Raw genomic sequence first — 24,666 nt, 5'->3', positions numbered from 1 at the left:
GCCGGGGAGCGGGGGCTCGGAGTCTTCTGCTTCTTCGGCTACCTCTTGGCCTTCGGGGTGGCCAGACGGAGGCCGTTCCAGTCCTGGCCGACCCCGGCGGAGCCGACCTGCTGGAGTCCGGCGGTCACGGCAGCCTCCTGGATGTCCGAAGGCTCGGCATACCCATCACGCCCGCTCTTCGGCGTGAAGAGCCAGATCAGAGCGCCGTCCTCGATCAGGGTCGTGGCGTCGACCAGGATGTCGGCGAGGTCACCGTCCTCGTCCCGGAACCAGACGATCACGGCGTCGACCACGTCGTCGTACTCCTCGTCGACCAGGTCCTGACCGATCAGGGCCTCGATCTCCTCGCGCAGAGCCTGGTCCGTGTCGTCGTCGTAGCCCAGCTCCTGGACGACCTGGCCGGGCTGGAAGCCCAGCCGGGCGGCCGGGTTGGTCTGCTTGTCCTGCGCTGTGCTCATTGCCGCTCCCTTACGTCCTCGGGCACGCCAGCCGCACCCGTGGCCCGTAGCCAATCAGATACGCACCGTGTCCGTGAGGCTGCTTCGGGCATCGGCTTCGTTCGAGCCCGGATTCCGACTGCACGTCAGAAACGGTTCAGCGCCGCAGCGTTGTATCGTACGACGTTCGAATTCGGCTTGATCAACTTGGAAGGAATCCGTACGTGAAGATCATCAGGGGGGCGATCGCACTCGTGGCGGCCGGTACGCTCGCGGCGTGTTCGGGCGGCGGGACGCCCGATGCGGCGCAGAAGGCGACGCCCACCGCCGCCGGCGGGCCGACCGCGACCGGGGCTGAGCAGGCCGCGCCGCCCCAGGCCGGGCTGAAGGTGCCGGCGGCGTACGACGCCTCCAAGGGCTGGCAGCTGAAGGCGGAGCAGGCTCCGCAGTTCGGCGTGCTGCCCAAGGCCGGGCTGGTGATGGCGCTGACCGGCAAGGAGGGGACGTACCGGGTGACCGCGTACGAGGCCGCCACGGGGCGGGTCCGGTGGGAGAGCAGGCCGTTCAAGAAACTCCAGCAGTCCCCGGCCCCTCAGCTCTTCGTGACCGGCTCCGGCGGCGCGGAACACCTCGTGGTGTGGTCGACGGGCGAATCGGCCGGCGATGCACTGACGAAGGCCCAGAAGGTGTACTCCATCGACATCTTCGCGGCCGACGGCTCCGGCAGCGAGGTGGCGCCGCGGCATCTCGACGTCCCGATGCCCGATGGCGGGCGGCATGAGGTGCTGGACGGGGGCACCAGGCTGCTGCTGGACTCGACGACCTCGCGGGTCACGGCCGTCGATCCCGCCACCGGGGCACTGCAGACCATCGAGCCCAAGTCGCTCACGCCGCCCGCGGGCTGCTCCTCCGCCTGCCGGGGCGATCAGGTCAAGGCCGTGACGGCCAAGGGCCCGGTGTTGACCAACAGCACCAACTCCACGGCCAGGTTCTGGTCCCCGGCCGGGTGGGACGCCACGACCATCGCACCGGCCGGGGCCGAGCCGAGCGGCGGATCGGTCTGGCCGGTGGCCGGCGGGCGCCTGCTGGCGCGCTGGGACGAGAAGGGCAACCCCATGCGCAACCTGTGGGCCGTGCTGGACGCCGAGAGCGGCCAGGTACAGGCATCGGTGACGTGTGAAAAGCCGTTCATACCATCGGGCACGGACCCGGACTCCGCGGTGTCGCCGAACGGCCGCTTCCTGGTCTCCAAGCACCTCGCCTTCGACCTCGAGGGGAAGAAGGGCCACTGCTTCGTGGAGAGTGACACCGCCAAGCCGCTCACCTTCCGTACGGTCACCGACGAGGGGACGGCGTACGGCGTCTCGGTCACCCGGAACGGCACCGCCTCCGGCGCGGAGGCGCCCGTCCAGCTGTCGCTGAGCACGGGCACCCCCCAGCCCCTGGAGAGCGGAGCGATCACTCCGACCGCCGACTTCGCGGGCATCGGGGTCTTCGAGGTACCGCTGCAGGCGGGCGGCGGCCTGGTCGTCCACCCCCGGAAGAGCTGACCCGGGCGGCGCTGTCAGTCCGTGTCGAGGTGGTACACGCCGGCCTTGGCGTCGGCGAAGAGGGTGAACTGGATGTGCGGGCCGGTGTCGCCGGGGGCCTCGTCGTCGAGGTCCGTTTCGATCGGCTCGGCGTCCACCAGGACGTACTCGCCGTAGCCCTCGAAGTCACCGGGGCCGTCCGCGACGCCGACATGGATCGGCGTCTCGTCCGGCAGGTCGGCGAGGGCGGCGCGGAGCCTGGCGGCGGTCCACACCTGGGGATCGTGGTCGAACGTGTCTGCCATGCGCCGACAGTAGAGCCCCGGGCCTGCTCACCGGGTGCGCCGCGCCGGATAGCCGCTTCCCGAACGCACGACCAACCGATTCCAGCCAGAACCTTGTTGCGTGGCTGAAACCAGTGCAATGCTGTGCGCGCACGGCGGGCTTCTCCGACCCCCGCGGCGAAGCCCCACGGCCCCGCCCGAGCACCCCCTGCCGGGCGGGGTCTGCCGTATCCACGCTCCCTCCCGGCCTCCCCACCGGGAGGGCCCAAGCTCCGCTACCGGCCGAGGTCCCGGCGCATGCAGGTCCGCGGCCATCGGTCCAGGCCGTGGGCCGCTTCCTGCTCGCGGATCCTCCGCAGGTCGGGGGTGAGGGTGCCGTCGTCCAGGGGGCGGAAGCCGAGGCGCGCGTAGTAGGGGGCGTTCCACGGGACCGCGGTGAAGGTGGTCAGGGTCAGGGCGGGCACCCGCTCGGTCCCGGCCCGGGCCGCCAGGTGGTCCAGCAGGGACCGGCCGATGCCGCGGCGTGCCCGGTCCGGGTGGACCGAGACCTGTTCGACGTGGAGGTTGCCGTCGACGCGGTCGGCGATCAGGTACGCGACCGGGACGTCGGCCTCAGCGTCGGCCTCGGCCTCGGCGTCGGTGGCGACCCAGGCCAGTCCGGCCCGCCGGTAGCGGGCGAGTTCCTCGAGCGGGAGCGGCTCGTCGTCGGCGATCTCGGGCATGCCGATGTCCCGGAAGCACCGCCCGGCCGCCCGCTCGATGTCCTGGAGCACGGCCAGCTCGTCCCCGCGTACGGCTCGAATGCGCATGCCGCCATTGTCAGGGCCGGCGCACCCTCAGGTAGGCCACCTCGTAGGACATCTTCGTGATCTCCGGGGGCGGGGCCGGGTGGTAGCGGCCGGCGCAGACCGAGAGGTTGACGATGAGGGCGGCCCGCCAGCGCCGGCCGACCCCGCGCCGGTCCGTGAAGACCTTCGTGCCGTTCACCCACCACACCACCGAGCGGGAGCCGCACTCCACCGCCAGGTCCACCCAGCCGCCGGGCCGGATGGTGGCGGCGTTGCGGTAGTAGTGGGATCCGCCGCGGACGTGGTTGGAGAGTTCCAGCAGGTCGGGGTTGTCCGGGTGGTATTCGAAGACGTCGATCTCCTGGTCGCCGTCGCGCCAGGTCCAGATGGCGGGCCAGGCACCCATCTCCACGGGCAGCCGCACCCGGGTCTCCAGCAGGTCGCCGGCCTGCATCATGAATCCCTCGTCGCTGCCCTCGGTGGTGAGGAGGCCGGCGTTCCAGTTGCCGTCGGTACGGCGGGTGGCGCGGAAGACGCCGCTGCGGCTGTACGCGGGGTCCGCCACGAGGTGGTCGAGTTTGTTGTCTCCGGGGTTGACGGGGCCGCCGTTCGGATAGGCCCAGGACCGGCCGGCCACCCACTGGGTGGTCGAGCCGAAGTCTGCGGTGAACGCCACGGGCGCGGTTGCGGCTTTCGGCCGGCGGGTGATCCAGGCGAGTACGTCGGTGAGCACGTGAGCCCTCCCTCCACCAGGGGTGTCTCCCCCATCCGGTTCTGCCCAGCGCATGTGCCGCTCGCCCCTGACAGTGACTGAATGTTGTCAAATCGTCACATGGAGCAATCAATTCCGAGGGGGGCGCGGGTGAATGCGCCGGCGCGGGCGGCTGCCGCGGTCGCCCGCGCCGCCTGCGCCGCGGCGGCCTCGTCCAGTGGCGCAGCGGTGGTCAGCAGCCGGTAGTAGAGGGGGGCGGAGACCGCGCGGATCACCTCCTCCGGGTCGGTGTCCGCCGGGAGTTCACCCCGGTCCACGGCCTGCCGGACGCAGGGCGCCCACTCCGCAACGCGGATCGCGTAGAAGCGGTGCAGGGCCTCGGCCGTTCCGGGGTCGGCCGTGGCCGCGGCGATCACCGCCGCGAACAGCGCGCCTTGACGGGGGTCCGCGAGGGTGCGACACACCAGGTCGGCGTTGGCCCGGAGGTCCCCGTCGAGGGAGCCCGTCTCGGCGCGCGGCAGGGATTGTTCGGCCATGTCCGCCAGCAGGTCGGCGACCAGGCCGGCCGGTGTCCCCCAGCGGCGGTAGACGGTCGTCTTGCCCACGTCGGCGCGGCGGGCGACCTCGGCGAGGTCGAGCCGGTCGAAGCCGGATTCGGCGAGCAGGTCGCCGGCCGCCTCCAGGACCGCCGCCCGGACCCGCGCCGTCCGTCCGCCGGGCCGTACGGTCCCGGGTTCTGCCTCTCCAGCCGCCATAACGGGTCTCCAGTTCCATTAATCGCGCATCGCTGCTACCTTGGGGGCAGCTTAAGGGGTCGAAAGTTCCGTTAACAGATCACGCTTTCGGAGGTTCGTCATGGAGTACAGGCAGCTCGGCACGTCCGGTCTCATGGTTCCCGCCCTCAGCTTCGGGGCCGGCACCTTCGGCGGCAGTGGACCGCTCTTCGGCGCCTGGGGCGACACCGACACCAAGGAGGCCCGCCGGCTGGTGGACATCAGCCTGGATGCCGGCATCACCCTGTTCGACACCGCCGACGTGTACTCCGCGGGCGCCTCCGAGACCGTTCTCGGCGAGGCGGTGAAGGGGCGGCGCGACCGGGTGCTGCTGTCGACCAAGGCCGGGCTGCCGATGGGCGACGGGCCGGACGACGCGGGCACCTCCGGGGCCCGGCTGGTCCGGGCGACCGAGGACGCCCTGCGCCGGCTCGGCACCGACCGCATCGACCTCTTCCAGCTGCACGCCTTCGACGCGGCCACCCCGGTCGAGGAGGTGCTGGCCGCCCTCGACCGGCTCGTACGGGACGGCAAGATCCGCCACGTCGGGGTCTCCAACTTCGCCGGCTGGCAGCTGATGAAGTCCCTCTCCGCAGCCGACCGGCACGGTTACCCGCGCTATGTGGCCCACCAGGTGTACTACTCCCTCATCGGGCGGGACTACGAGTGGGAGCTGATGCCGCTCGGGCACGACCAGGGCGTCGGCGCCCTGGTCTGGAGCCCCCTCGGCTGGGGGCGGCTGACCGGCAAGGTCCGCCGCGACCGCCCGCTGCCGCCCGGGAGCCGGCTGCACCAGACCGCGGACTACGGGCCGCCGGTGGAGGACGGGTACCTCTACGACGTGGTCGACGCGCTCGTCGAGATGGCCGAGGAGACGGGCCGGACCGTCCCGCAGGTCGCCCTCAACTGGCTGTTGCAGCGGCCGACGGTGTCCTCCGTGATCATCGGCGCGCGCAACGAGGAGCAGCTGCGCCAGAACATCGGCGCCATCGGATGGTCGCTGACCGCCGAGCAGGTCGCCCGGCTCGACGCCGCGAGCCACCGCCCGGCCCCGTACCCGTACTTTCCGTACGAGCGCCAGGAGGGCTTCGCCCGCCTCAACCCGCCGCTGACGTGATCAATACAACACCCGCTCCGGGGCGCGGTCACTTATCGTCGACGGAAGGTGACGAACCATCACAGTGAGGGATAAGGCAGATGCAGACTGACCACGGGGGACACTGGAACGGCGATTCGCTGGACCTCGATGCCTACGTGAAACGCCTGGGGTACACCGGGGAGCGGGTGCCGACGCTGGAGGTGCTGCGGGCCCTGCACCGGGCGCACGTGACCTCGATTCCGTTCGAGAACGTCAGTGCCGTCCTCGGGATCCCGCTCCCCCTGGACCTCGAGTCCGTCCAGGACAAGCTGGTGCGGGCGCCGCGAGGGGGGTACTGCTACGAGCATGTCACCCTGTTCGCCGCGGCCCTGGAGAGGCTGGGCTTCAAGTTCACCGCGCTGATCGGGCGGGTCACCCTCGGCAATGACAAGATCCTGCCGGCCACTCATGCACTGCTGGCCGTGGCGCCGTCCGACGACGAGCGGACCTGGCTGTGCGACGTCGGCTTCGGCGGTGGTCCGCTGGGGCCGATCGAGCTCGCCGACGGCGCCGAGGCGGAGTTCGAGGGGTGGCGGTTCCGGATGGAGCGGCGGGAGGGCGTCCTCGGTGTCGACGAGTGGTGGCTGTACCAGTACGGGGCGGACGGCTGGCTCGACCGGCACACGTTCACCCTGATTCCGCAGTACCCCATCGACTACGTGGTCGGCAGCCACTTCGTGGGCTCGCACCCGCGCTCCCCCTTCGTCAAGCGCCTGTTCGCCCAGCACTTCAGTGCCGCCCGGCACCAGCTGATCGACGGGCTGACCTGGATCCAGGTCCTGCCGGACGGCACCCGCAGCGAGCAGAAGATCGAAGTGGCGGACCTCCAGCGGGTGCTGAGGGAGGAGTTCGGCATCGAGCTGGACGCCGAGCTGATCGCGCGGCTGCCGAGCGGAACAGACTCCGACTGACGCGTGACCGCGCGCCCAGCGGTGCGCCTGCTTCAGCCGTTCCGGAGCACGCCCCGGACGAAGGCCGCCTGCCCGGCGTGCTGCAGGTCGTCGGCCAGCACGCTGACCAGCCGGACCCCCAGGGTGACCGGGGGGTCCCAGCGCTCGTCGACCACCCGGTCCAGGTCCGCGGCGGCGAGCCCGCGGACGAAGGCCGTCGTACGGTCGTGCACCGCGTCCAGGTAGCCCAGCAGGAGGTCGCCGTCGTCCACCCGGACTTCGGCGACCTCCTGCGGGGTGTGTCCGTACCCCGTGGCAGCCGCGGGGAAGGGCAGGCCGAAGCGTTCCCGCCAGCCCGCGGCCTGCCACAGCTGCTCCTCGCCGGCGGCATCGGCGATGTGGTCGTCCTGGATCCGGGTCAGGTGCCACACCAGCCAGGCGATCGAATTGGCCTCCGGGCCGACGCGGGCGTGGAGTTCCTCGGCGGACAGGTTCTCGACCACGTCGTGGACCGCCTCCCGGATGCGCCCGAACGCGTCGGCCAGTACCTCGGTCGCCTTCATTCCGCGTTCCCCGTTCCGTCCGCGCGTACCCTCGGGCCCATGATGTCCCGGGCGCCGGACGGCGGGGCACCGGCACCCCGGACCGGTGGCCTCCGTCCGCTCCACTTCACCGATATGGAACAGCGTGAACACCGTGAACAGCCAGCACAGGAACCTCCTCGAGCTGCCCGTCGTCGAACAGCTGAGTGCGTCGGTCAGTACGCGCCTGCTGGGCGGCCTCACCGTCCTCGTCGTCGAGCACCCCGCGGTGCGGGGCGCCGTCAGCCTCCAGGGCGGGCAGCTCCTGGAGTGGCAGCCGGCCGGCGAACAGCCCGTACTGTGGCTCAGCGATGAGGCGCGCTACAAGCCGGGGACGGCGATCCGCGGTGGGGTGCCCGTCTGCTGGCCGTGGTTCGGGACGGTCGGCGAGCCCGCCCACGGGTTCGCCCGGATCCTTCCCTGGGAGCTCACCGGCCACGAGGAGGACGCGGAGGGGGTCGGGCTGGTCCTGACGCTCCGCGCCGACGAGCGGACCCGCGGATACTGGCCGCACGAGTTCACCCTGATCTCGCGCATCCGGCTGGGCGGCCGGCAGTGCTCGGTCGAACTGGAGGCGTACGGGAACCACCGGACCACCGCGGCCCTGCACACCTATCTCCGGATCGGCGCGCTCGGTGCGGCCGAGGTCTCCGGCCTGGGCGGGGCGTACACGGACCGGCTGCACGACGGGACGGAGGCCGGACAGGGCCGTGAGGAGGGCGCGTTCACGCCCACCGGGCACACCGAGCGGATCTATCCGCAGGCGGACGAGGTCAGCCGGATCACGGACCGCGCGTTCGGGCGGACCGTCGAGATGCGGCACGGGCACCACAGCGATGTGGTGGTGTGGAACCCCGGTCCGGAACTGTCCCGGTCCATGGCGGACGTTCCGGACAGCGGGTACCGGGAGTTCCTCTGTGTGGAGACGGCCCGGATCGCGGAACCGCTGGTCGCCACCGCGGACCGGCCTGCGCGGCTGGAGACGGTCCTGAGCCTGGGCCGCACGCAGTAGCTCAGAGACCGTCCGGGTGGGCGGTGCAGCAGCCTTCGCGGAGCATTTGGTGCAGGACCCGGCCCCAGCCGTCGTCGGATGCGGGGGGTTCGGGGGGCGCGGGGGGTGCGGCGTAGGCGCGTTCCAGGGCGGGGCGTTCGGTCAGGACTCCGCCGCGGATGGCCGCCCGTACCCGGATCAGGTCGGCGAAATCGGTGAAGGGGTCGCCGTCGACGAGGGTGAGGTCGGCGATCCTGCCCGGCTCGACCGTGCCGAGCCGGTCCGCCACGCCGAAGACGCGGGCCGGGGTCCGGGTGGCGGTGGTGAGGGCCTCGGCCGGTGTCATCCCGTACCGGTGCAGGGCGCGCAGGGACAGGTGGAGGTGGAGGCCGGCCGGGGTGATCGGGGCGTCGGTGCCGAGCGCGAGGCGTCCGCCGTCGGCGAGGACGCGCCGGTAGACGGCGACCTCCCGTTCGAGGGCGGCTTCCTGTTCGGGGGTCGGCGGGCGGCCGGCCGCGGTCCGTACGGCCGCCACGTCCCAGGGCGGCATCAGGGCCGTGACCCGGGGGTCGGCGGCGGCTGCCGGATCGGCGCCGATCAGCGGCAGGGCCGTGAAGGGGGTGGCGATCAGGTCGAACCGGCCGCGCGTGTACACCTCGACGGTGTCCTGGTACGTGTGGCCGAGCGGGGTGGCTCCGTGGCCGGACTCGGCGCGCTCGGTGGCCACCAGGTGGGTGGTCAGGTCCTGGCCTGCCTGGATGCCGTGGGAGCACAGGTGAGAGCCGGCCGGGACGCCCAGCCGGTCGTGGGCGAAGCGGGCGGCCTCGGCCATGTCTGCGTAGGGGGCGCGGACGTACGTCTTGACGAAGTCCCAGTCCAGTGCGGCGGCCCGGGCCAGCGAGCGGGCGAAGCCCTCCCGGGTGCGGTGGGCGCGTCCCATGCTGTAGGCGACGCGGGAGCCGTCGAGGAGCTCGCCGCCGGCCAGCAGGCGGGGGCCGGTGAGCCGGCCGGAGCGGATGTCCTCGCGCAGCCGGGCCTGTTCGTAGGCGGAACCGCCGAGGGAGACCGCGGTGGTGACGCCGTACGCGAGGTGCAGGGCGCCCTGGCGGGCTCCGTAGGTGTTCGCGTACGGGTGGATGTGGGAGTCCCACAGGCCGGGCAGGACCGTGCCGGTGGAGGCGTCGACGGTACGGGCGGTGCGGCGGCGCGGGCGGTGGGATTCCACGGCGGTGATCCGGCCGCCGCTGATCAGGATGTCGACATCGGCGCGGGGCGGGGAGCCGGTGGCGTCCCACAGCAGTCCGGCGTGCACAACCGTGTCGACGGGCGCGGGGCGGCGGTAGGTCAGCGAGACCGGGACGGTGCGGGGGGCTGCGGCCGGTGTCCCGGAGGGGTCGAGGGTGAGCAGGCGCAGCCGGGCGCAGGACTGGTAGAGGAGGGTGCGCGAATCGCCGGACCAGGAGGGGTGGTCGGCGGGCTCGTCGGTGAGGCGGCGGGCCGGGCCGGCCGGCGTGCCGTCGGGGGTGACCGGGAGCAGCCAGAGGGCCGATTCGGCGATGCAGGCGAGGAAGCGGCCGTCGGGGGACCAGACGGGGCCGGAGGCGTAGCGGTCGGAGAGGGAGGTGTGCGGGGCCAGGGCGTGGAGGCGGGCGGTGCCGGTGGCGGTGTCGACGATCCGGATGAGGTTGTGGCCTTCGCGGAAGCGGCGGCTGAACCGGTTGCGGTCGCAGAGAGCGAGGTGGCGGCCGTCGGGGGACCAGCTGGGCGGGCCGGGCAGGCCGCCGCCGCCTAGGGCCGCGACCAGGGGTGTCTCCGTATCGGTGGCGAGGTCGCGGACCATCAGCCGGCCGGCGAGGTCGAGGGCGGCGAGGCGGGTGCCATCGGGTGAGAGGACCCCGTAGACGCGACCGCCCGGGGCGAGGGCGGTCTCCCGGCCGCTGCCGGTGATGATGCCGCTGCCGGTGCCGGTGCCCGCGATGTCCTTGCGGCGTACGGTGTTCAGCCCGTCGCGGTCGTCGGTGTAGAGGAGGGCCCGGCCGTCCGGGGTCCACACCGGTCCCTGGAGGTAGGCCGTGGCCGGCGCCTGGACGATCTTCCGGGGCGCTCCCCCGGTGACGGGGACGATCCAGAGGGCGTTGAGCGCGGCGAAGGCGATGCCGCGGCCGTCGGGCGAGAGGGCGGGCTGGTGGATGCCGCGGACGGGGCGGCTCTGTTCCGCTTCGAGGACGTACTCCTTGGCCCGGTAGCGGGGGCGGGGCACGGTCAGGGTGGCGTCGAGGGGGATCTCGCGGCCGGTGGTGTCCCGGTGCGGGTGGATCACCGTGAACCGGCCGTCCAGGGTGATCAGCAGACGGTCGTCGCCGATCCAGCGCGGGGGTGCGGGCGCGAGGTCCCCGCCGAGGGCGACCGGGCGGCCGTCGACGAACAGGCTCAGGGTCTCGGCCTTGCGGGGACCGGGGGCGGCGGACAGCCAGGCGGTGCGGCCGGCCGGGGAGAGCGCCGGGGACAGCAGCCGGCCGTCGGTGACGGTGTGTTCGGTGCGTACGGTGCGTGCGGGCCCGGTGGCGTCGGCGGGGACGGAGGCCAGGGTGCGGGCGGTGAGGGTGTCCGGGCCCGGGGTGAAGATGGCGCGGACGAACATCACCCGGGAACCGTCCGGGAACCAGACCGGGTCGTAGTCCTCCCACTCGCCGCCCTGGCCGGGGCCGTCCTGGCCGGGCAGGCCGGTCAGCCGGCGCGGGGGCCCGCCGTTGAGGGGGACGGTCCAGATCCGGTATGGGCTGCCCGCCACCGGGTCGCCGCCGCGTTCGGAGCAGAAGGCGAGCCGGCGGCCGTCGGGCGACCAGGCGGGGGCGCGGTGGTCGAAGGGGCCGTCGGTGAGCCTGCGCAGACCGGAGCCGTCCGCGTCCATGACCCAGATGTGGAAGGCACCGCCGCGGTAGGCGGACATCGCGATCCGGCTGCCGTCCGGGGAGAACACCGGGCGGCCGGGCTCCAGGTCAGGCGGGGTGAGCGGGGTGGCGGGCGAACCGTCCGGGGGCAGCGACCAGAGGACGTTCTGGACCTCGGCGACGAACCGCTCCCCGGTGGCGGTGGCGGTCGCGGTGCCATTGGTGGCCCGGGTGAAGCGCAGCCTGACCAGGTCTTCGCCGGGCTGCGGCCCGGGCCGCCCGTCGGCCGCCGCCGGGGCGGTCGAGCCGGGCGAGCCGGGTGCGTCGGCCGCCGCCGGGGGACGGCCGAGCAGGGCCGTCAGGGCACCGGCCGAAGCCGCCTGCAGAACCGTCCTGCGCGCAACCCGCACCCCGACCACTCGCTTTCGTGTGTGGACGATCTCCCGCCAGCCACCCAAACGATCACGCCATGCGTCGGTCACGGCCGCGGTCACGGACGGAGCCCGCCGCGGCGCCTGCCGGGGCTGCGGGAACCGGGCCGGGCCCGTACGCGGGGCCACCGCGCGACCGGGCTCCGCCGCGTACGGCATCGGGGCCGAAGCGTTATCGTTCCGGGCCTGTCCTGCGGCCCTGCTGCGAGTACGGTTCTGCGCCATGCCCGCCAGACGAGTTCCCGCCATCCCCGCCCTCGCAGCCCTCCTGGCCGCCGCCGCGCTCGCCGGCTGTGCCCCGCAGTCGGGCGGCTCCCCGAGCTCGTCCGCCCCCTCCGCCGCCGCGCTGTCGGGCTCCCCCGCGGCCACGCCCTCGGCCACCCCCACGGCGGTGCCCTCGTCCGCGCCGCCGCCGTCGCCCGCGGCAGCGCAGCCGAAGCCGGCGGCCCCGTCCGCGAGCCGGCCGACGCCCACGGCGGTGCCCGCGCCCGCGACCCGGCTCGCCCTGTCGGTTTCGGCTCCGGGCGGCCGGCTCTCCCTGGTCCGCGGCGGCGCCGCCCAGGAGTTCGGCATCACGCTGCGCAACGGCAACACCCGGGCGTACGGGCACCTGGTGCTCGCCTTCCAGATGGAGATCCTGCTGCACCGGGAGGGCGACGTGCCCGCCTCGGGTGATGCGTTCGTCCTGGAGCGCCGGGACCCCGCCACCGGTGCCTGGCGTGCGGCCCCCCTCCGCATCGCCAACGACGCCCTGCCGGCCACGCTGCTCCAGGGCGGCACCCCGCTCGCCCGGGACGCCGTACGCACCGAACGGTTCCGGCTGCGCGCGCTCAAGGCCGGCGCCACGGGCAGTACTCCGCTGATGGTGACCCTGGTCGACACCGACACCGACAGCCGCGTCGGCTCCCTCTCCCTGCCGGCGACCACCACGCGGGGCTAGCCGCTCTCCGGACGGGTCACGGCCACAGCAGCTCGCGGGTCCAGGTGCCGGCGGGGGTGCGGCGGTAGCGGAGGCGGATGTGGCGGCGGGTGGCGGCGCCCTGGAAGAACTCCGCCTCGGCGGCCCGGAGGACGTACCGCGTCCAGGTGGGCGCCGGGGCGTCCGGCTCCGCCCCGGCCCGCTCCCACGCGGCGGCCGAGGCCCGCTCCAGCTCCTCGGTGGAGCCCAGCACCTCGCTCTGACGACCGGTGAGGGCTGCCGCGAGCGCCCCCCGGGTGCGGACGGCCAGGTCGGCCCGGCTCTCCTCGGGGCCGGCGGCGGACACCTGCCCCCGGATGCGGACCTGCCGGCCGACGGTGGGCCAGTAGAAGAGGAGCGCGGCATCGGGCCGGTCCGCGAGCTGGCGCCCCTTGGTGCTGGTGGAGTGCGAGGCGAAGTGCCAGCCGCGCTCGTCGGCGTCGTGCAGCATCAGGATGCGTACGTCGGGCCGCCCCTCGGCATCCGCGGTGGCCAGGCCCATGGTGTGCGGCTCGGTCTGTCCGGCCCGGGCGGCGTGGACGAACCACTCCCGGAACAGCGGCAGCGGCTCGGCGGGGGCCGCTGTGGCGTCGAAGGCGGGAAGCTCGGTGTCCCACACGCGCAGGGAGTGCAGGGTCTCGTGGAAGTCGCGGATGCCATCGGTGCTCATGGGGGTCATGGAACACCATGGGCCGGGCGGGGCACCGGGGTGGTGCGTGCCCCGCTCCGGTCGGCGGCCGGCCCGGCGTCAGGCAGCCGCCGTGGTCCTCGCGAGGCCGTCCACCACGGCGTACAGCCGGCCGTGGCGCAGGAACGCCTCGCGCTGGCGGGCCGCGCCGGTGCCGGTGGTGCGGAGCCGGTCGAGAAGCCCGGCGACGCGGGTCAGGTCGCCGGCCGCCTCCAGGCCGGGTGCCGCCCGGGCGAGGAGCCGGTCGACCAGGTGCCAGGCGGGCACGTGCAGGCCGGTGGCCAGGTCCAGGCCGGCGCCTTCCAGTCCGTGGCGGGCCGCCTGCCGGTGGGCCGCCCACAGCAGCCCGTACGGGGGAGCCGGTGGCGGGCAGCCCCGGTCGGTCTCCGGGAGCAGGGCCGTGGCGAGGCCCCGGACGAGGGCGGCCAGCAATACGATCACATCGATGTCGGCGTTGGTGTCGGCGACCCGGATCTCCACCGTGGGCACGTGCTCGGAGGGCCGGGCGTACCAGTAGATCATCGCCCGGTCGAGCAGCGCTCCGGACCGGAGGAGGGCCCTCGCGAGGCGTTCGTAGGAGGCCTCGTCCAGGATGGGGGCCGGCCGCACGGTGGGCCAGCGGGTGTGGTCGACGGCGCGCCGGCTCGCGTACCCGGTGTCCCTGCCGTGGCTGTACGGCGAGTTGGCGGCGATGGACTGGAGGACGGGCAGCCAGGGCTGCAGGTGGTTGGCGAGGGCCAGGGCCTGGGCGCGGCCGGTGACGCCGATGTGGATGTGGCAGCCGCACACCACCCGGTCGCGGGCGCCGAGGAGGGGGGCGTAGCGGGTGCTCATGCGCTGGTAGCGGGCGTCCTCGGTCACGGTCAGCGGGCGTTCCGGCGGGATCACGGCCGTTCCGGAGGCGACGAGGAGACAGTCCTCGCCGGCCGCGGCGGCGCGGAGCACGGCCCGGTTGCGGGCCAGCTCCTCCCGCATCGCGGCGAGGCTGGCGGTCGGGGCGGTGCAGGCCTCCACCTGGACGGTGAAGAACTCCTTCTGCACCTGCATGCCGAGCAGCGGCTGGGCGGCGTCGATGACGCGGGGTGCACGGCCGGCCGGAGCGCGGCTACGGCGGTCCACCAACAGGAATTCTTCCTCCACACCCATGGTGAGCTGTGGGGTGGCGGGCCGGGTGAGGGCCTGCTCCACGGCTCCCCGCAGGGGAACGGTCAGGGCCATCCGGGTTCCTCTCGGTCGCATGAGGCTCGGGCGAGGCTCGGGGGAGACTCGCGTACGGGCCGCGTGCGGGTCAGCAGGACTCAGGGGGATGCGCAGGGCGGTGCGGGCCCTGCTGCCAGGCCGCGCGGAGGTGCGCGGCAACACGGTCGTCGAGGAACACGGTCGCCGGGATCCGGCGCCCCCGGCCGGAACGGCCCGGCCGGAGCGCGCGTCGGGGGGCACGAGGCGGATACCCCGCCCTGGACGCCTCACCCGTCCCAGCCGTTGCTTCGGAGGATCCGACGACAGCGCGGGGTGTGCGGCGGAGGGGAACGGGTAGGCGCGCCGCGGGGCTCGGCCCGGGGTGCGCAGCAGTGGCCCGGGCGCCGGGACCAGGCGGGAGGCGGACATGAACCGGGCCGCGCTCTTCGATGTCGACGGGACCCTCACCGACACCAATCACCTCCACGTCACGTGCTGGTGGGAAGCGTTCCGTCAGGCCGGACACGAGGTCGCGATGCACGACATCCACCGGGCGATCGGCCTGCCCGCGGAGGACCTGCTCGCCCATCTGCTCGGCGACGACCGGGACAGCGACGGCGACGACCGGCTGAGCGTCGCGCACGACGTCCTCTACGGCACCTTCTTCGACCGGCTGCCGGCCCTGGACTCGGCCGGCGCACTGCTCCGCGAACTGGACCGGCGGGGCTGGCGGGTCGTGCTCGTCACCTCCGCGGGTGAGGCGGAGCTGACGGCCCTGCGGAAGGCCATAGGCGCCGACGAGGCCATCACCGCGACGGCGAGCGCCGACGACGTGAGCGAGGGGAAACCGGCGCCGGAGCCGGTGCTGCACGCCCTCGAGCTGGCCGATGCGCCTTCGGACGGGGCCGTGTTCGTCGGGGACACGGTGTGGGACATGAAGGCGGGCACCCGAGCCGGGGTCGCCTGCGTGGGCCTGCTCAGCGGCGGCATCCCACGGGCCGACCTCGAAGCGGCCGGAGCCGGGGCGGTGTACCGGGACCCGGCCGAGCTGCTCCGCCGTCTCCACGGGAGCCCGTTCGGCGCGTCGTAGCAAACAGCCGTAGCAAACAGCCTTAGCCGATAGATGAACCAAGAATGGTCTGGACCTTGACAGGTCCAGACCATTCTCGCTTGAGTGGGGGAAGTTGCCGCCCCCCACGGCAACTCCCCCCACCCAAGGAGCAGTTACGTGATACGCGCACTACGCCGCCGCGCCCTCGCCCTGGCCGCCACCGGCGCAGCGGTCGCCGGCCTGTCCGTCGTCCTCCCGGCGAACTCCGCCGCAGCCGCAGCCTGTACGGCCGCCTGGTCCTCGACCTCCGTGTACACCGGCGGCATGACCGCCTCGCACAACGGCCACAACTGGCAGGCCAAGTGGTGGACCCAGGGCGAGACCCCGGGGACCACCGGCGAGTGGGGTGTCTGGGCCGACCAGGGCAGCTGCGGCAGCGGCGGCGGGACGGACCCGGACCCCGGCAACGGGAACCCGTCCGGATTCGTGGTCAGCGAGGCCCAGTTCAACCAGATGTTCCCGAACCGGAACCCCTTCTACACCTACAACGGCCTGGTCTCGGCGCTCTCGGCCTACCCCGGCTTCGCCAAGACCGGCGACGACACCACCAAGCGCCGGGAGGCCGCGGCCTTCCTCGCCAACGTCTCCCACGAGACGGGCGGCCTGGTCCACATCGTCGAGCAGAACACCGCCAACTACCCCCACTACTGCGATGCCACCCAGCCCTACGGCTGCCCGGCCGGCCAGGCCGCGTACTACGGCCGCGGCCCCATCCAGCTCAGCTGGAACTTCAACTACAAGGCGGCCGGGGACGCACTCGGCATCAACCTGCTCGGCAACCCGTACCTGGTGGAGCAGGATCCGGCCATCGCCATGAAGACGGCCCTGTGGTACTGGAACACCCAGAACGGGCCGGGCACCATGACCGCGCACGCGGCCATGGTCAACGGCGCCGGCTTCGGCGAGACCATCCGTTCCATCAACGGCGCCCTGGAGTGCAATGGCGGCAACCCCGCCCAGGTGCAGAGCCGGGTCACCAAGTACCAGCAGTTCACCCAGCTGCTGGGGGTCACACCGGGCAACAACCTGACCTGCTGACCACGTCACCGCCTCACCGCATCACCGCCGCGCCCCGGGGCCGGTGCACACCCCCGTCGGTGTGCACCGGCCCCTCCGGTTTTCCGGACCCGGGCAACCGAATCCGAGAATGTGGTGGTCAAGGGGGCGAGGGGGTGTGTGATGCAAGCCGAGCAAGAAGCTCAATTCCAGTCCTTCGTCAGCGCACGATGGACTCATCTGGTACGTACGGCGTACCTGCTGACGGGCAATCCGCACGATGCGGAGGACCTGACCCAGACCGCACTGGCGAAGGCCTATCGGTCATGGCGCCGGGTGTCGCGCAGCGACAACCCGGAGGCGTACGTCCGCCGGATGCTGGTCACCTGCAATAGCGACCGGTTCCGCAAGCGGCGGGTCCCCGAGCGGCTGACGGCCACCCCGCCGGACACGTCCGTACCCGACTCCGGCGTTGCCTGGGCCGACGAACGGAACGCGCTGATGACCGCGCTGGCCGGGCTGCCGGCCAGGCAGCGGGCCGTGGTGGTCCTGCGGTACTGGGAGGACCTCTCGGAGGCCGAGGTCGCCGACGCCCTGGGGTGTTCCCCGGGCACGGTCAAGAGCCAGGCCTCCAAGGCACTAGCGAAACTGCGCGCCCATCCCGGGCTGGCGCAGGTGGCGGAGGGACCGGTCCGTACGACGACGACACGGCAGGGAGCAGCCTGATGACGGGATACAACGAACACGACCACGACCACGCATACGACTTCGAGGCGGGCCTGCGGGCCCTGATGGCCGAGGACGCACACGCGGTACGGCCCGGAGGCGCTCCGTACCCGGCGATCGTGAAGCAGGCACGGCTGGAGCGGCGCCGCCGGCTGGCGGTCGCGGGCGCGGCGCTGGCCGTGCTGGTCGTCGTACCGGCCGGGGCGTTCGCGTTCTCCGGCAGCGGCGACGCGGCGGAGGGCTCCTCGGTGGCGGGCCCGACCCGACCCAACGGCGGGGACCGGCCCACCGTGCCGGTCAACTCCCCCGCCCCGCTCCCGCCGACCGGCCCCGCCGGGCCCGCGACCCCCGGCCAGCTGGCCGACGGGATCACCATGAAAGACGCGGCCGAGGGACTGGAGAAGTGCCTGGCCTACAACCGGAGCAACCCGATGGGCAGCAGTGCCCCGGACCTCGGCAAGCCGGAGGACTACCGGATCATCCTCGCGCACCGGGCCACCGGCAACGACAACACCCCGGGTGACGGGCGGTACTTCGTCGCGGTCAAGGACGCTCCGAAGGAAACCCGGCTGATCTGCACCGTCAAGAAGGACGGGACGGTCGGGATCAACTCCTCCATCGGCGGGGACCGGCAGCCCGACAGCGGGGCCGTGGTTCCCGATATGAACGGCGGGAAGCTGTTCCTGCAGCGGCTGAGCTCCGAAGGCCCCTGGAAACTGCCCTACCGCTGGGGCAGCATCGGCACCGTCGACGCCCGGGTCGCGAAGGTGACCGTCACCTACGGCGGCACCACCGTCGAGGCGGCCCTGGACCACGGCTGGTTCGCCGCCACCGGGATCCTGGAGCGCAGGGTGACCGCATCCCCGCGGATCAAGGGGTTCGACGCCCAGGGCAAGGAGATCTACGACTCGGACCGGGACAAGAGCTACGACAAGCTGATCCCCTGATTCCCTGATCGCCTGATCCCCTCTGTCGAACCGTCCCGCGCGCGAGCCGTGCAGTCGGTAAGGAGGCCGTGCGGAAGAGGGGATGGGGATGGCGATGGCTGCGTTCTCGACGTTCCGGGTGCCGGAGCGGGTGGCGGGGTCGGCCGCGGACCGGAGGCTGGGGCAGCGGATGATCCGCGCCTGGCAGGAGGACGGGATCTTCCAGGTGGTGCGGGATGCGGGGCTGGAGGAGCGGACCGCGGCGGCGATGGGGGCGGCGCGGGAGTTCTTCCGGCTGCCGCCCGCCGAGAAGGCGGCCTGCGTCAACGACCTGTCGTACAGCGGGTACATCGCCTCCGGGGAGGAGCTGACGGCGGGTTTGCGGGACCACCCGGAGATCTTCACCATCACCCGCGATTTCGCGCCCTCCCATCCCCGGGTGCGCGGCGGGCTGCCCTGCCACGGGCCGGTGCCCTGGCCCTGCGAGGCGTTCCGGGCGGCTATGGAGGCGTACCTGGGCGGGGTCGGCGGGCTCGGCGAGCACACCGACTACGGACTGCTGGTGATCGCCGCGCAGGACGAGGTGGGCGGGTTGTACGTACGGCCGCCGCTGCCCGGGGAGCAGCGTCCGCGGAACTGGCGGGCGGGCGAGAGCTCGGCGGGCCTGGCCGAGGAGGTACCGGGCTGGCGGTACGTGACTCCCGTCCCGGGAGTGCTGACGGTGTTTCCGGGCGACATCCTGCAGTTCCTGACCGGCGGGGTGATCCTGTCCACCCCGCACAAGGTCCGGCTCGCGGACCGGGAGCGGTTCACCCTGGCGTACTTCCACGAACCGCACTTCGACGCCAGGATCCGGCCGCTGGTTCCGGCAGACGGACAGGGCAGGGAAGACGGGGAGCTGCATTACGGGCGGCACTTCACGCAGATGTTCATGCGGTGCTATCCGGATCGGGCCACCACGCGCAGGATCACCGCGGAGGGCCGGATCGGCCTGCTGAGGTGACCGCCCGATGCGCGGACAGCCGGAGAAGAGGGGAAGCGGGCAGGCCGGGCCTGCCCGCTGGTGGTGGTGCCGCTGTCAGCAGGCGTCGGCCCAACTGTGCGAGGAGGCACGGTCGTTCCAGCCGGACGGCATGCTGCTCCAGTAGACGCCGTTGGGCAGGCAGACAAAGGAGCCGCGACGGCTGATGTTCTCGTAGAAGAGGACGTCCTCGAAACCGCCCGAGTAGCCGTCGTTCTTGGCGGAGGACACCTTGTCGTTCATGTCGCCGCAGCCGGTGTTGTAACGGTAGTCGCTATCGTCCCCGCCCCATGTGCAGCCGGCGCCACCGGCGCCGGTGTGCTCCCACACGTAGAGGTTGCCGTCGGCGGCGACCGCGACGGCGGCCGGCAGGGTGGCGGCGAGTACGGCGGAGACGGCGAGCGTCGCCGCGGCAAGGGTCTTCTTCATTCGGAACATAGTGTGGTGATTCCTTTCATGTCACGCCGAGGGCAGGACTGCCCCGGCGAGGATCCGGTGGGCCCTGGGGAGGGCAGAGCGCTGCAGTCGCAGCCGGGTGGTGATCTGTTCGCCGTAGCGGAGGCGCACCTCGGCTCCGTACTGCGCGTCGAGGGCCGCCGCGGTCTTCGCCAGGCCCGAGTCGCGGGCGCATTCGGCCTCGGCGACCGCCAGGCGGATCTCCGCCACCCTGGCCCGGGCGGGTGGCAGGCCCCGGACCAGACCGGACAGGGCCTGCCGGGACTCGTGCGGGCCGGCCAGCCGATGGCCCTGCCCGGCCATGCAGCGGGCCCAGGCGGCCTCGGCCTGCCGGAACCGCCGGTCCTCCCGCACCTTCGGTACGTACAGCGGTGCCAGGTTGGCCACGACGAGGCGGGCGGCGAACCAGCTCCGCAGGTCGCCGTAGAGGCTGCGCTGGGCGCCCGCGGTGCAGCCGCTGTCGCTGGCGGACGCGACTCCGCCGCCCGGCATGCCGACCGACAGGCCGACGGGGCGCGGGCCGTTCAGGGCGGCGAGTGCGGCTTTCCGGCGCTCGGGGGACAGGCTGCGAAAGTAGCGGGCGTTGGGGTCGGCTTCCTTCCGGGCGGCGATCCTGCGGTCCTGTTCCAGGCCGTAGCCGTGCGACCGGGCCCACGCGATGTCGTCCACGACGTACGGGAACCTGCGGGCGTCGGTCTCGGCACCGGCCTCGGGCTCCGGCTCCACGTAGGCGAACTGCTGCGCGCGCAGACAGCGGCCGATGAGTACCTGTTCGGCGCGCTCCAGGGTGCGCAGCTCGGCGGGGGTCAGGGCGGGCCCGACCGGGTCGGCCGTACGGGCGGAATCAGCGGTGCCGGCCGTATCGGCAGTGCAGCCGGTGGCCGTGAGCAGCACGGCCATCAGGAGGGTGACCAGCACGGACAGGCCGGCGGGTCGCCCTCGTCGAGTCGGTGGTGGTGGCATGTTCCCTCCCCTTCGGAACCCGGCCGGGACGCCCACAGGCTGCCCCGAGATCGTCGGGCGGGACACGGGACACCCGTGCGGAAACGTTGGTTCCTCGCCCGGGAGAGTGGCGGGCGGTGCCGCAGGATGACGCGGGGAGTACCCGTTTGACTGCCCATCAGACGGCCCACAGTCCGCTCGCCGGTCATGATCGGCGCTCCTACGCTGAGCCGCGTACGGCACCGAAAGGGGCCCGGCAGCCGGCCGGGGAGCCGCCGACGGGCCGCTGACTCCCCCGGCCGAAAGGTTCCTGCTGTCATGCCCGAAACCGCCCCGCCACCGCCGGCCCCGCAGCGCCGGCACCGGCATCGGCGCCGCCGAGGCCGCCGGTCGGCCGCCCTGCTGCTCGTCGGCAGTCTGCTCGGCCTGTGCGGGCTCACCGCCCCGGCCCTTGCAACGCCGAAGCCGGAGCCTGCCGCCAAGGCGGTGGCCGCGGCCGTCGGCGACATCACCGAGTTCAACGTGCCCAACCCGATCGGCTTCCCGGCCGGAATCACCGCGGGCCCGGACGGCAAGGTGTGGTTCACCGAGAACGGCTCCGACAAGATCGGGCGGATCACCCCGGCGGGTGTCGTCGACGCGGAGTTCCCGGTGCTGACCCCGGGCAGCTTCCCGTTCGACATCGTGACGGGATCGGACGGGAACCTGTGGTTCACCTCGCCCAACACCAACCGGATCGGCCGGATCACCCCGACGGGTACGGTCGTGGAGTTCCCGCTCCCCCAGGCGGACAGCTTCCCGTGGGGCATCACGGCGGGACCTGACGGCAATCTCTGGTTCGCCGAGCTCGGGGCCAACCGGGTGGGGCGGATCACCCCGGCCGGGGTCGTCACCGACTTCACGCTGCCCCAGGAGGACAGCGTCCCGTACCGGATCACGGCCGGCCCCGACGGCAACCTGTGGTTCACCGAGCTCTTCGCCAACCGGATCGGGCGGATCACCCCGTCCGGAAACATCAGGGAGTTCACGCTGCCGAACCCGGACAGTGCTCCGGACAGCATCACCACGGGTCCGGACGGGAAAGTGTGGTTCTCGGAGCCGGGCTTCAACGCGATCGGCCGGATCACCCCCTCCTCCGGGGTGATCGAACACTTCCCGCTGGCCGCCACCAACAGCGGACCGATCGGCATCGCGGCCGGACCGGACGGCAACCTGTGGTTCACCGAGTCCAACATCAACAAGATCGGACGGATCACTCCCGCGGGTGTGATCACCGACTACCCGGTGCCGACCCCCAGCACGTCGGACATCCCGTTCCACATCGCCGCGGGCCCCGACGGGAACATGTGGTACACCGACAACGGCGCCAACGTCATCGGCCGGGTGGAGGTCGGCGGGGCCGCCGCGGACGTGGCGGTCTCCCTCGCCGCCCCGGACACGGGGCGCTCGGGCCGCCCGTACACGTACACCCTCACGGTCGCCAACCACGGGCTGTCCGCCGCCTCGAACGTGGTCCTCACCCTGAACAAGCCCGTCACCCTGCCCGTCACCGGGTCCTCGCCACGGGCCAACCGGACCGATCCGACCCGCCTGACCTGGAACCTCGGCACGCTGGCGGCCGGACAGCAACGGACCTTCCAGGTCACCGTCCGGGCCACCGTGCCGGGGCGGAACACGGCGACCGCGAAGGTGGCGTCCTCGACCTTCGACCCGGCCCCCGGCAACAACACCTCCGTCGCCACCACCCGGGTGACCGCCTTCTGACGGCCGCTTCCCTCCTGCCCCCGGGCCTACCAGTGCCCCGGGGCAGGCCCGGTCACGGGCTCCGAGGGCCGGCCGTCCACGCCGACCGGGATCTCTCCGGCGAGCATCACCCGGTGCATGATCCGGGGCTGACGGAGGTGGGCCGTGTCGCCCGGCGCGAGATGGATGGTGGCGCGGTTGTCCCAGAAGGCCACGCTGCCCGGCTCCCAGCGGAACCGCACCGTGTACTCGGGGCGGGTCGCCTGCTCCAGCAGCATCTGCAGCAGCGGGCCGCTCTCCGTCCGCGACAGCTCCGTGATCCGCTCGATGTAGTAGCCGTTGACGGACAGCAGCCGTTCGCCCGTCTCCGGGTGCACCCGCACCAGCGGGTGCACCGAGGCGGTCTGATGCTCCAGCAGGTGACGGGCGTACGCGTCCTCGCCGGCCCGCGGCTGATAGCCGACGCCGAGCCGGTGCTCGGCACGCAGGCCGTCCACGAAGGCGCGGACCGGGGCGGACAGTCCGGCGTAGGCAGCCGCCAGATTGGACCAGGTCGTGTCCCCGCCGTACGCCGGCACGGTTTCGGCGCGCAGGATGGTCGCGGCCGGCGGATCGATCCGGGCTCCGTGGTCGCAGTGCCAGCCGCGCAGCAGCGAATGGCGGCGCCGCTCCAGCCATTCGGCGTGGTCCATGCCGTAGCGACCGCCCAGTTCCAGCCGGTCGGCGGTGGTTTCGACCTGGGGGTGGTCCTCGGGTGAGGCGCTGCCGCGGGATCCGAGCGTGATAGGGGTGCCGAAGCGGCGGGCGCAGGCGATGTGCGCGGCGTGGTCGAGGCGCTGGTCGCGGAAGAAGACCACCTTCCAGCGCTGCACCGCCGCCCGGATCTCCGCGACCACCGCGTCCTCGCCCAGGTCGTGGGCCAGGTCGACGCCGGTGATCTCGGCTCCGATATGCCCGGCGACCGGGTGTACCTCGAGTTTCATGCATGCTCCGTTGGTCGTGGCTCCGCCAGGGGTTCAGTGTGCTCCAGGCTGCTCACCCGGTGATCGAATGGCCTGAAATACGCTGCCTCGATGACCGATTCCGCTTGGGTCAATACGTCTAGCATCCGGACCTCGGGGTCGGGTCGGCCGATCGGATGACCCGGGGGTCGGTCCGCGGGGCGACCGGGGTGGCGGAGGTCTCGGGGGATGCTGGGCCGAGGAAGCGGGCGGAGCGGAGGTGCGCCGCCCGGACCGGCGACGGCAGAGGGATGTTCCATGGCACCGCACGACCGATCCTTCCCGCGTGCGCTGCCCGCCGCGCTGCTCGCCGTGCTACTGCTCGCGGGGTGCAGCGGGCCCGGCGGCGCCGAGGGCAGCGGCGGCGGCGGCGCCGCGGGGGACGCCGCGGCCGACCGGCCGACGGCCACCGCGCCGGCGCCGGCTTCGCCGCTGCCCGCGTCGGCCGTGACCCCCGAAGGCACGCTGCTCGTCGCGGACTTCGGTGCCGACACCGTGACCTTCGTCCATCCGGCGCGCGGCGCGCTGGCCTCCGTACAGGTGGGCACGGCGCCGTACGCGCTCGCCGTCGGCGGCGACGGCCGGGCGTGGGTGGCCACCGCGGAGGGCATCGCCGTGGTGGACACGCGGACCCGGGTCCGGCTGGCCCGGATCCCGTACCGGACCGGCAGCGGTCCGGTGGACCGCGGCGAGTACCGGGGCGGCGGCATGGGCATCGCCCTGTCCCCCGACGGGAAGCGGGCGTACGTCGGGGTGAACGTGCCCGGCGGCAACGGGGTGCTGGAGGTCGTGGACACCGGCACGTGGGAGGTCACCGCCACTGTGCCGGTCGGCCGGCGCCCGTTCGACGTGGATGTCTCGCGCGACGGCTCGGAGGTATACGTCACCGGTCACGATTCCTTCGACGTGACCGTCGTACCGGCCGGCACCCTGCGTCCGCGGCGGATCGAGGTGGCCCCGTACGGCACCGAGGGCGGCCTCGGTTCCTGGCTGAAGCCGCACTATGCCGTCGTACGCCCGGCCGACGGGATGCTTCTGCTGCCCTTCGAGGGCGAACGGCTCGCGGTGGTGGACCCGCGGTCCGGCCGGACCAGCGTGGAGGCGATGACGGCGGACACCCACCAGCACGGCGCGGCCCTGACCCCGGACGGGCGGCTGCTGGTGGTCGGCACCGGGGCGGTGGACGGCGACGGCCGCGGCCCGTCACTGACCGTCCGCGCGCCGGACGGCACCGAGCGGGTGCTGCCGCTCCGGGGGCCGCACGAGGACGTGGCCGTCTCCCGGGACGGCCGCACGGCGTATGTCACGGGCGGGTACACCCGGGACGGTTTCTGGGACGGCATCACGGTGGTCGATCTGGCATCCGGGGCGATGCGCCGACTCGGCGCGGGCGCCCGGCCGCTGGGCATCGCGGTGCTCTGAGGAGCCGGGCAGCCGCGCAGCTGGGCAGCCGCGCTTGACGTGCGGGCGCGCT

24 protein-coding genes are annotated in these 24,666 nt (G+C 73.0%); 12 read left to right on the top strand and 12 right to left on the bottom strand.

The features are described 5' to 3' along the window. Positions 1-38: 38 nt before the first annotated feature. Positions 39-458: a DUF3052 domain-containing protein gene (locus ABT123_RS01620; protein WP_351308089.1), complete on the bottom strand. Its 420-nt coding sequence runs from the start codon at positions 456-458 to the stop codon at positions 39-41. Between the two features lie 203 nt (positions 459-661). Between ABT123_RS01620 and ABT123_RS01615 the strand changes: the two genes are divergently transcribed. Further along, complete coding sequence (locus ABT123_RS01615; RefSeq protein WP_351308087.1) at positions 662-1,987, top strand: PQQ-binding-like beta-propeller repeat protein; 1,326 nt, start codon at positions 662-664, stop codon at positions 1,985-1,987. Between the two features lie 14 nt (positions 1,988-2,001). Here ABT123_RS01615 and ABT123_RS01610 read toward each other — a convergent pair whose 3' ends face one another. The 4 genes from ABT123_RS01610 to ABT123_RS01595 form a co-directional block, all read right to left on the bottom strand. Further along, positions 2,002-2,271 carry a DUF6225 family protein gene (locus ABT123_RS01610; protein WP_351308084.1) on the bottom strand — a complete coding sequence of 90 codons (270 nt, stop codon included), beginning with the start codon at positions 2,269-2,271 and terminating at the stop codon, positions 2,002-2,004. 254 nt (positions 2,272-2,525) lie between these two features. Next, a complete protein-coding gene (locus ABT123_RS01605; protein WP_351308082.1) occupies positions 2,526-3,059 on the bottom strand; it encodes a GNAT family N-acetyltransferase in 534 nt (177 codons plus the stop codon). A gap of 10 nt (positions 3,060-3,069) precedes the next feature. Continuing rightward, the gene (locus ABT123_RS01600) at positions 3,070-3,771 is read right to left on the bottom strand and encodes a LamG domain-containing protein (RefSeq protein ID WP_502970817.1); all 702 of its coding nucleotides are present in this window, start codon (positions 3,769-3,771) and stop codon (positions 3,070-3,072) included. Between the two features lie 95 nt (positions 3,772-3,866). Further along, complete coding sequence (locus ABT123_RS01595) at positions 3,867-4,505, bottom strand: TetR/AcrR family transcriptional regulator (protein WP_351308079.1); 639 nt, start codon at positions 4,503-4,505, stop codon at positions 3,867-3,869. Between the two features lie 100 nt (positions 4,506-4,605). Here ABT123_RS01595 and ABT123_RS01590 point away from each other — a divergent pair, with 100 nt between their 5' ends. Beyond that, a complete protein-coding gene (locus ABT123_RS01590; protein WP_351308076.1) occupies positions 4,606-5,640 on the top strand; it encodes an aldo/keto reductase in 1,035 nt (344 codons plus the stop codon). An 80-nt stretch (positions 5,641-5,720) separates the two neighbouring features. Then, a complete protein-coding gene (locus ABT123_RS01585; RefSeq protein ID WP_351308073.1) occupies positions 5,721-6,572 on the top strand; it encodes an arylamine N-acetyltransferase family protein in 852 nt (283 codons plus the stop codon). Between the two features lie 32 nt (positions 6,573-6,604). Here ABT123_RS01585 and ABT123_RS01580 read toward each other — a convergent pair whose 3' ends face one another. After that, a complete protein-coding gene (locus tag ABT123_RS01580; RefSeq protein WP_351308070.1) occupies positions 6,605-7,114 on the bottom strand; it encodes a mycothiol transferase in 510 nt (169 codons plus the stop codon). A 133-nt stretch (positions 7,115-7,247) separates the two neighbouring features. On the opposite strand from ABT123_RS01580, the gene ABT123_RS01575 reads away from it, so the two are divergent. Then, positions 7,248-8,144 (top strand): D-hexose-6-phosphate mutarotase, encoded by an 897-nt coding sequence (locus ABT123_RS01575; protein ID WP_351308067.1) that lies wholly within the window; start codon positions 7,248-7,250, stop codon positions 8,142-8,144. Position 8,145: 1 nt separating this feature from the next. Here the strand turns inward: ABT123_RS01575 and ABT123_RS01570 are convergent, their stop codons facing one another. Further along, positions 8,146-11,433, bottom strand: coding sequence for an amidohydrolase family protein (locus tag ABT123_RS01570; RefSeq protein WP_502970824.1), 3,288 nt, complete (start codon positions 11,431-11,433; stop codon positions 8,146-8,148). Between the two features lie 235 nt (positions 11,434-11,668). Here ABT123_RS01570 and ABT123_RS01565 point away from each other — a divergent pair, with 235 nt between their 5' ends. Further along, positions 11,669-12,385: a hypothetical protein gene (locus ABT123_RS01565; protein ID WP_351308062.1), complete on the top strand. Its 717-nt coding sequence runs from the start codon at positions 11,669-11,671 to the stop codon at positions 12,383-12,385. A 16-nt stretch (positions 12,386-12,401) separates the two neighbouring features. Here ABT123_RS01565 and ABT123_RS01560 read toward each other — a convergent pair whose 3' ends face one another. Next, entirely contained in the window at positions 12,402-13,082 is a 681-nt protein-coding gene (locus ABT123_RS01560) for a pyridoxine/pyridoxamine 5'-phosphate oxidase (RefSeq protein WP_502970816.1), read from the bottom strand. A 69-nt stretch (positions 13,083-13,151) separates the two neighbouring features. Then, positions 13,152-14,309: a carboxylate-amine ligase gene (locus ABT123_RS01555; RefSeq protein WP_351308057.1), complete on the bottom strand. Its 1,158-nt coding sequence runs from the start codon at positions 14,307-14,309 to the stop codon at positions 13,152-13,154. A 388-nt stretch (positions 14,310-14,697) separates the two neighbouring features. Here ABT123_RS01555 and ABT123_RS01550 point away from each other — a divergent pair, with 388 nt between their 5' ends. The 5 genes from ABT123_RS01550 to ABT123_RS01530 all read left to right on the top strand — a co-directional run bounded on the left by ABT123_RS01550 (position 14,698) and on the right by ABT123_RS01530 (position 19,032). After that, positions 14,698-15,360 (top strand): HAD family hydrolase, encoded by a 663-nt coding sequence (locus ABT123_RS01550; RefSeq protein WP_351308055.1) that lies wholly within the window; start codon positions 14,698-14,700, stop codon positions 15,358-15,360. 138 nt (positions 15,361-15,498) lie between these two features. Further along, positions 15,499-16,419 (top strand): glycoside hydrolase family 19 protein, encoded by a 921-nt coding sequence (locus ABT123_RS01545; protein WP_351308052.1) that lies wholly within the window; start codon positions 15,499-15,501, stop codon positions 16,417-16,419. Positions 16,420-16,560: 141 nt separating this feature from the next. Next, on the top strand, positions 16,561-17,103 hold the full coding sequence (locus ABT123_RS01540) for a SigE family RNA polymerase sigma factor (protein WP_351308049.1): 543 nt from the start codon (positions 16,561-16,563) through the stop codon (positions 17,101-17,103). Continuing rightward, positions 17,103-18,050, top strand: a complete 948-nt coding sequence (locus tag ABT123_RS01535) for a hypothetical protein (RefSeq protein ID WP_351308046.1) — start codon at positions 17,103-17,105, stop codon at positions 18,048-18,050. The genes ABT123_RS01540 and ABT123_RS01535 overlap by 1 nt, the downstream gene beginning before the upstream one ends. A gap of 88 nt (positions 18,051-18,138) precedes the next feature. Continuing rightward, positions 18,139-19,032, top strand: a complete 894-nt coding sequence (locus ABT123_RS01530; RefSeq protein ID WP_351308043.1) for a 2-oxoglutarate and iron-dependent oxygenase domain-containing protein — start codon at positions 18,139-18,141, stop codon at positions 19,030-19,032. Between the two features lie 75 nt (positions 19,033-19,107). Here the strand turns inward: ABT123_RS01530 and ABT123_RS01525 are convergent, their stop codons facing one another. Next, the gene (locus tag ABT123_RS01525; RefSeq protein ID WP_351308040.1) at positions 19,108-19,479 is read right to left on the bottom strand and encodes a hypothetical protein; all 372 of its coding nucleotides are present in this window, start codon (positions 19,477-19,479) and stop codon (positions 19,108-19,110) included. Between the two features lie 30 nt (positions 19,480-19,509). Further along, complete coding sequence (locus tag ABT123_RS01520; protein ID WP_351308037.1) at positions 19,510-20,469, bottom strand: hypothetical protein; 960 nt, start codon at positions 20,467-20,469, stop codon at positions 19,510-19,512. Between the two features lie 297 nt (positions 20,470-20,766). Between ABT123_RS01520 and ABT123_RS01515 the strand changes: the two genes are divergently transcribed. Next, positions 20,767-22,212 (top strand): virginiamycin B lyase family protein, encoded by a 1,446-nt coding sequence (locus tag ABT123_RS01515; protein WP_351308034.1) that lies wholly within the window; start codon positions 20,767-20,769, stop codon positions 22,210-22,212. A 26-nt stretch (positions 22,213-22,238) separates the two neighbouring features. On the opposite strand, the gene ABT123_RS01510 is transcribed toward ABT123_RS01515, so the two are convergent. Further along, complete coding sequence (locus ABT123_RS01510) at positions 22,239-23,174, bottom strand: TauD/TfdA dioxygenase family protein (RefSeq protein WP_351308031.1); 936 nt, start codon at positions 23,172-23,174, stop codon at positions 22,239-22,241. 276 nt (positions 23,175-23,450) lie between these two features. On the opposite strand from ABT123_RS01510, the gene ABT123_RS01505 reads away from it, so the two are divergent. Further along, positions 23,451-24,614 carry a YncE family protein gene (locus ABT123_RS01505; protein ID WP_351308028.1) on the top strand — a complete coding sequence of 388 codons (1,164 nt, stop codon included), beginning with the start codon at positions 23,451-23,453 and terminating at the stop codon, positions 24,612-24,614. Positions 24,615-24,666 lie beyond the last annotated feature (52 nt).

Origin of the sequence: Streptomyces sp. NPDC002054 (genome assembly GCF_040296685.1) — a bacterium.
Taxonomy (GTDB): Bacteria; Actinomycetota; Actinomycetes; order Streptomycetales; family Streptomycetaceae; genus Streptomyces.
This window is presented reverse-complemented; position numbering and strand designations above follow the sequence as displayed.

What these genes read in the sequence shown, in the direction of transcription:
- ABT123_RS01585 (WP_351308073.1), top strand. Translation starts at nt 5,721, where the DNA reads ATGCAGACTGACCACGGGGGACACTGGAACGGCGATTCGCTGGACCTC.
- ABT123_RS01510 (WP_351308031.1), bottom strand. Translation starts at nt 23,174, where the DNA reads ATGAAACTCGAGGTACACCCGGTCGCCGGGCATATCGGAGCCGAGATC.
- ABT123_RS01535 (WP_351308046.1), top strand. Translation starts at nt 17,103, where the DNA reads ATGACGGGATACAACGAACACGACCACGACCACGCATACGACTTCGAG.
- ABT123_RS01525 (WP_351308040.1), bottom strand. Translation starts at nt 19,479, where the DNA reads ATGAAGAAGACCCTTGCCGCGGCGACGCTCGCCGTCTCCGCCGTACTC.
- ABT123_RS01580 (WP_351308070.1), bottom strand. Translation starts at nt 7,114, where the DNA reads ATGAAGGCGACCGAGGTACTGGCCGACGCGTTCGGGCGCATCCGGGAG.
- ABT123_RS01590 (WP_351308076.1), top strand. Translation starts at nt 4,606, where the DNA reads ATGGAGTACAGGCAGCTCGGCACGTCCGGTCTCATGGTTCCCGCCCTC.
- ABT123_RS01595 (WP_351308079.1), bottom strand. Translation starts at nt 4,505, where the DNA reads ATGGCGGCTGGAGAGGCAGAACCCGGGACCGTACGGCCCGGCGGACGG.
- ABT123_RS01505 (WP_351308028.1), top strand. Translation starts at nt 23,451, where the DNA reads ATGGCACCGCACGACCGATCCTTCCCGCGTGCGCTGCCCGCCGCGCTG.
- ABT123_RS01620 (WP_351308089.1), bottom strand. Translation starts at nt 458, where the DNA reads ATGAGCACAGCGCAGGACAAGCAGACCAACCCGGCCGCCCGGCTGGGC.
- ABT123_RS01520 (WP_351308037.1), bottom strand. Translation starts at nt 20,469, where the DNA reads ATGCCACCACCACCGACTCGACGAGGGCGACCCGCCGGCCTGTCCGTG.
- ABT123_RS01565 (WP_351308062.1), top strand. Translation starts at nt 11,669, where the DNA reads ATGCCCGCCAGACGAGTTCCCGCCATCCCCGCCCTCGCAGCCCTCCTG.
- ABT123_RS01555 (WP_351308057.1), bottom strand. Translation starts at nt 14,309, where the DNA reads ATGGCCCTGACCGTTCCCCTGCGGGGAGCCGTGGAGCAGGCCCTCACC.
- ABT123_RS01610 (WP_351308084.1), bottom strand. Translation starts at nt 2,271, where the DNA reads ATGGCAGACACGTTCGACCACGATCCCCAGGTGTGGACCGCCGCCAGG.
- ABT123_RS01550 (WP_351308055.1), top strand. Translation starts at nt 14,698, where the DNA reads ATGAACCGGGCCGCGCTCTTCGATGTCGACGGGACCCTCACCGACACC.
- ABT123_RS01540 (WP_351308049.1), top strand. Translation starts at nt 16,561, where the DNA reads ATGCAAGCCGAGCAAGAAGCTCAATTCCAGTCCTTCGTCAGCGCACGA.
- ABT123_RS01515 (WP_351308034.1), top strand. Translation starts at nt 20,767, where the DNA reads ATGCCCGAAACCGCCCCGCCACCGCCGGCCCCGCAGCGCCGGCACCGG.
- ABT123_RS01560 (WP_502970816.1), bottom strand. Translation starts at nt 13,082, where the DNA reads ATGACCCCCATGAGCACCGATGGCATCCGCGACTTCCACGAGACCCTG.
- ABT123_RS01605 (WP_351308082.1), bottom strand. Translation starts at nt 3,059, where the DNA reads ATGCGCATTCGAGCCGTACGCGGGGACGAGCTGGCCGTGCTCCAGGAC.
- ABT123_RS01530 (WP_351308043.1), top strand. Translation starts at nt 18,139, where the DNA reads ATGGCGATGGCTGCGTTCTCGACGTTCCGGGTGCCGGAGCGGGTGGCG.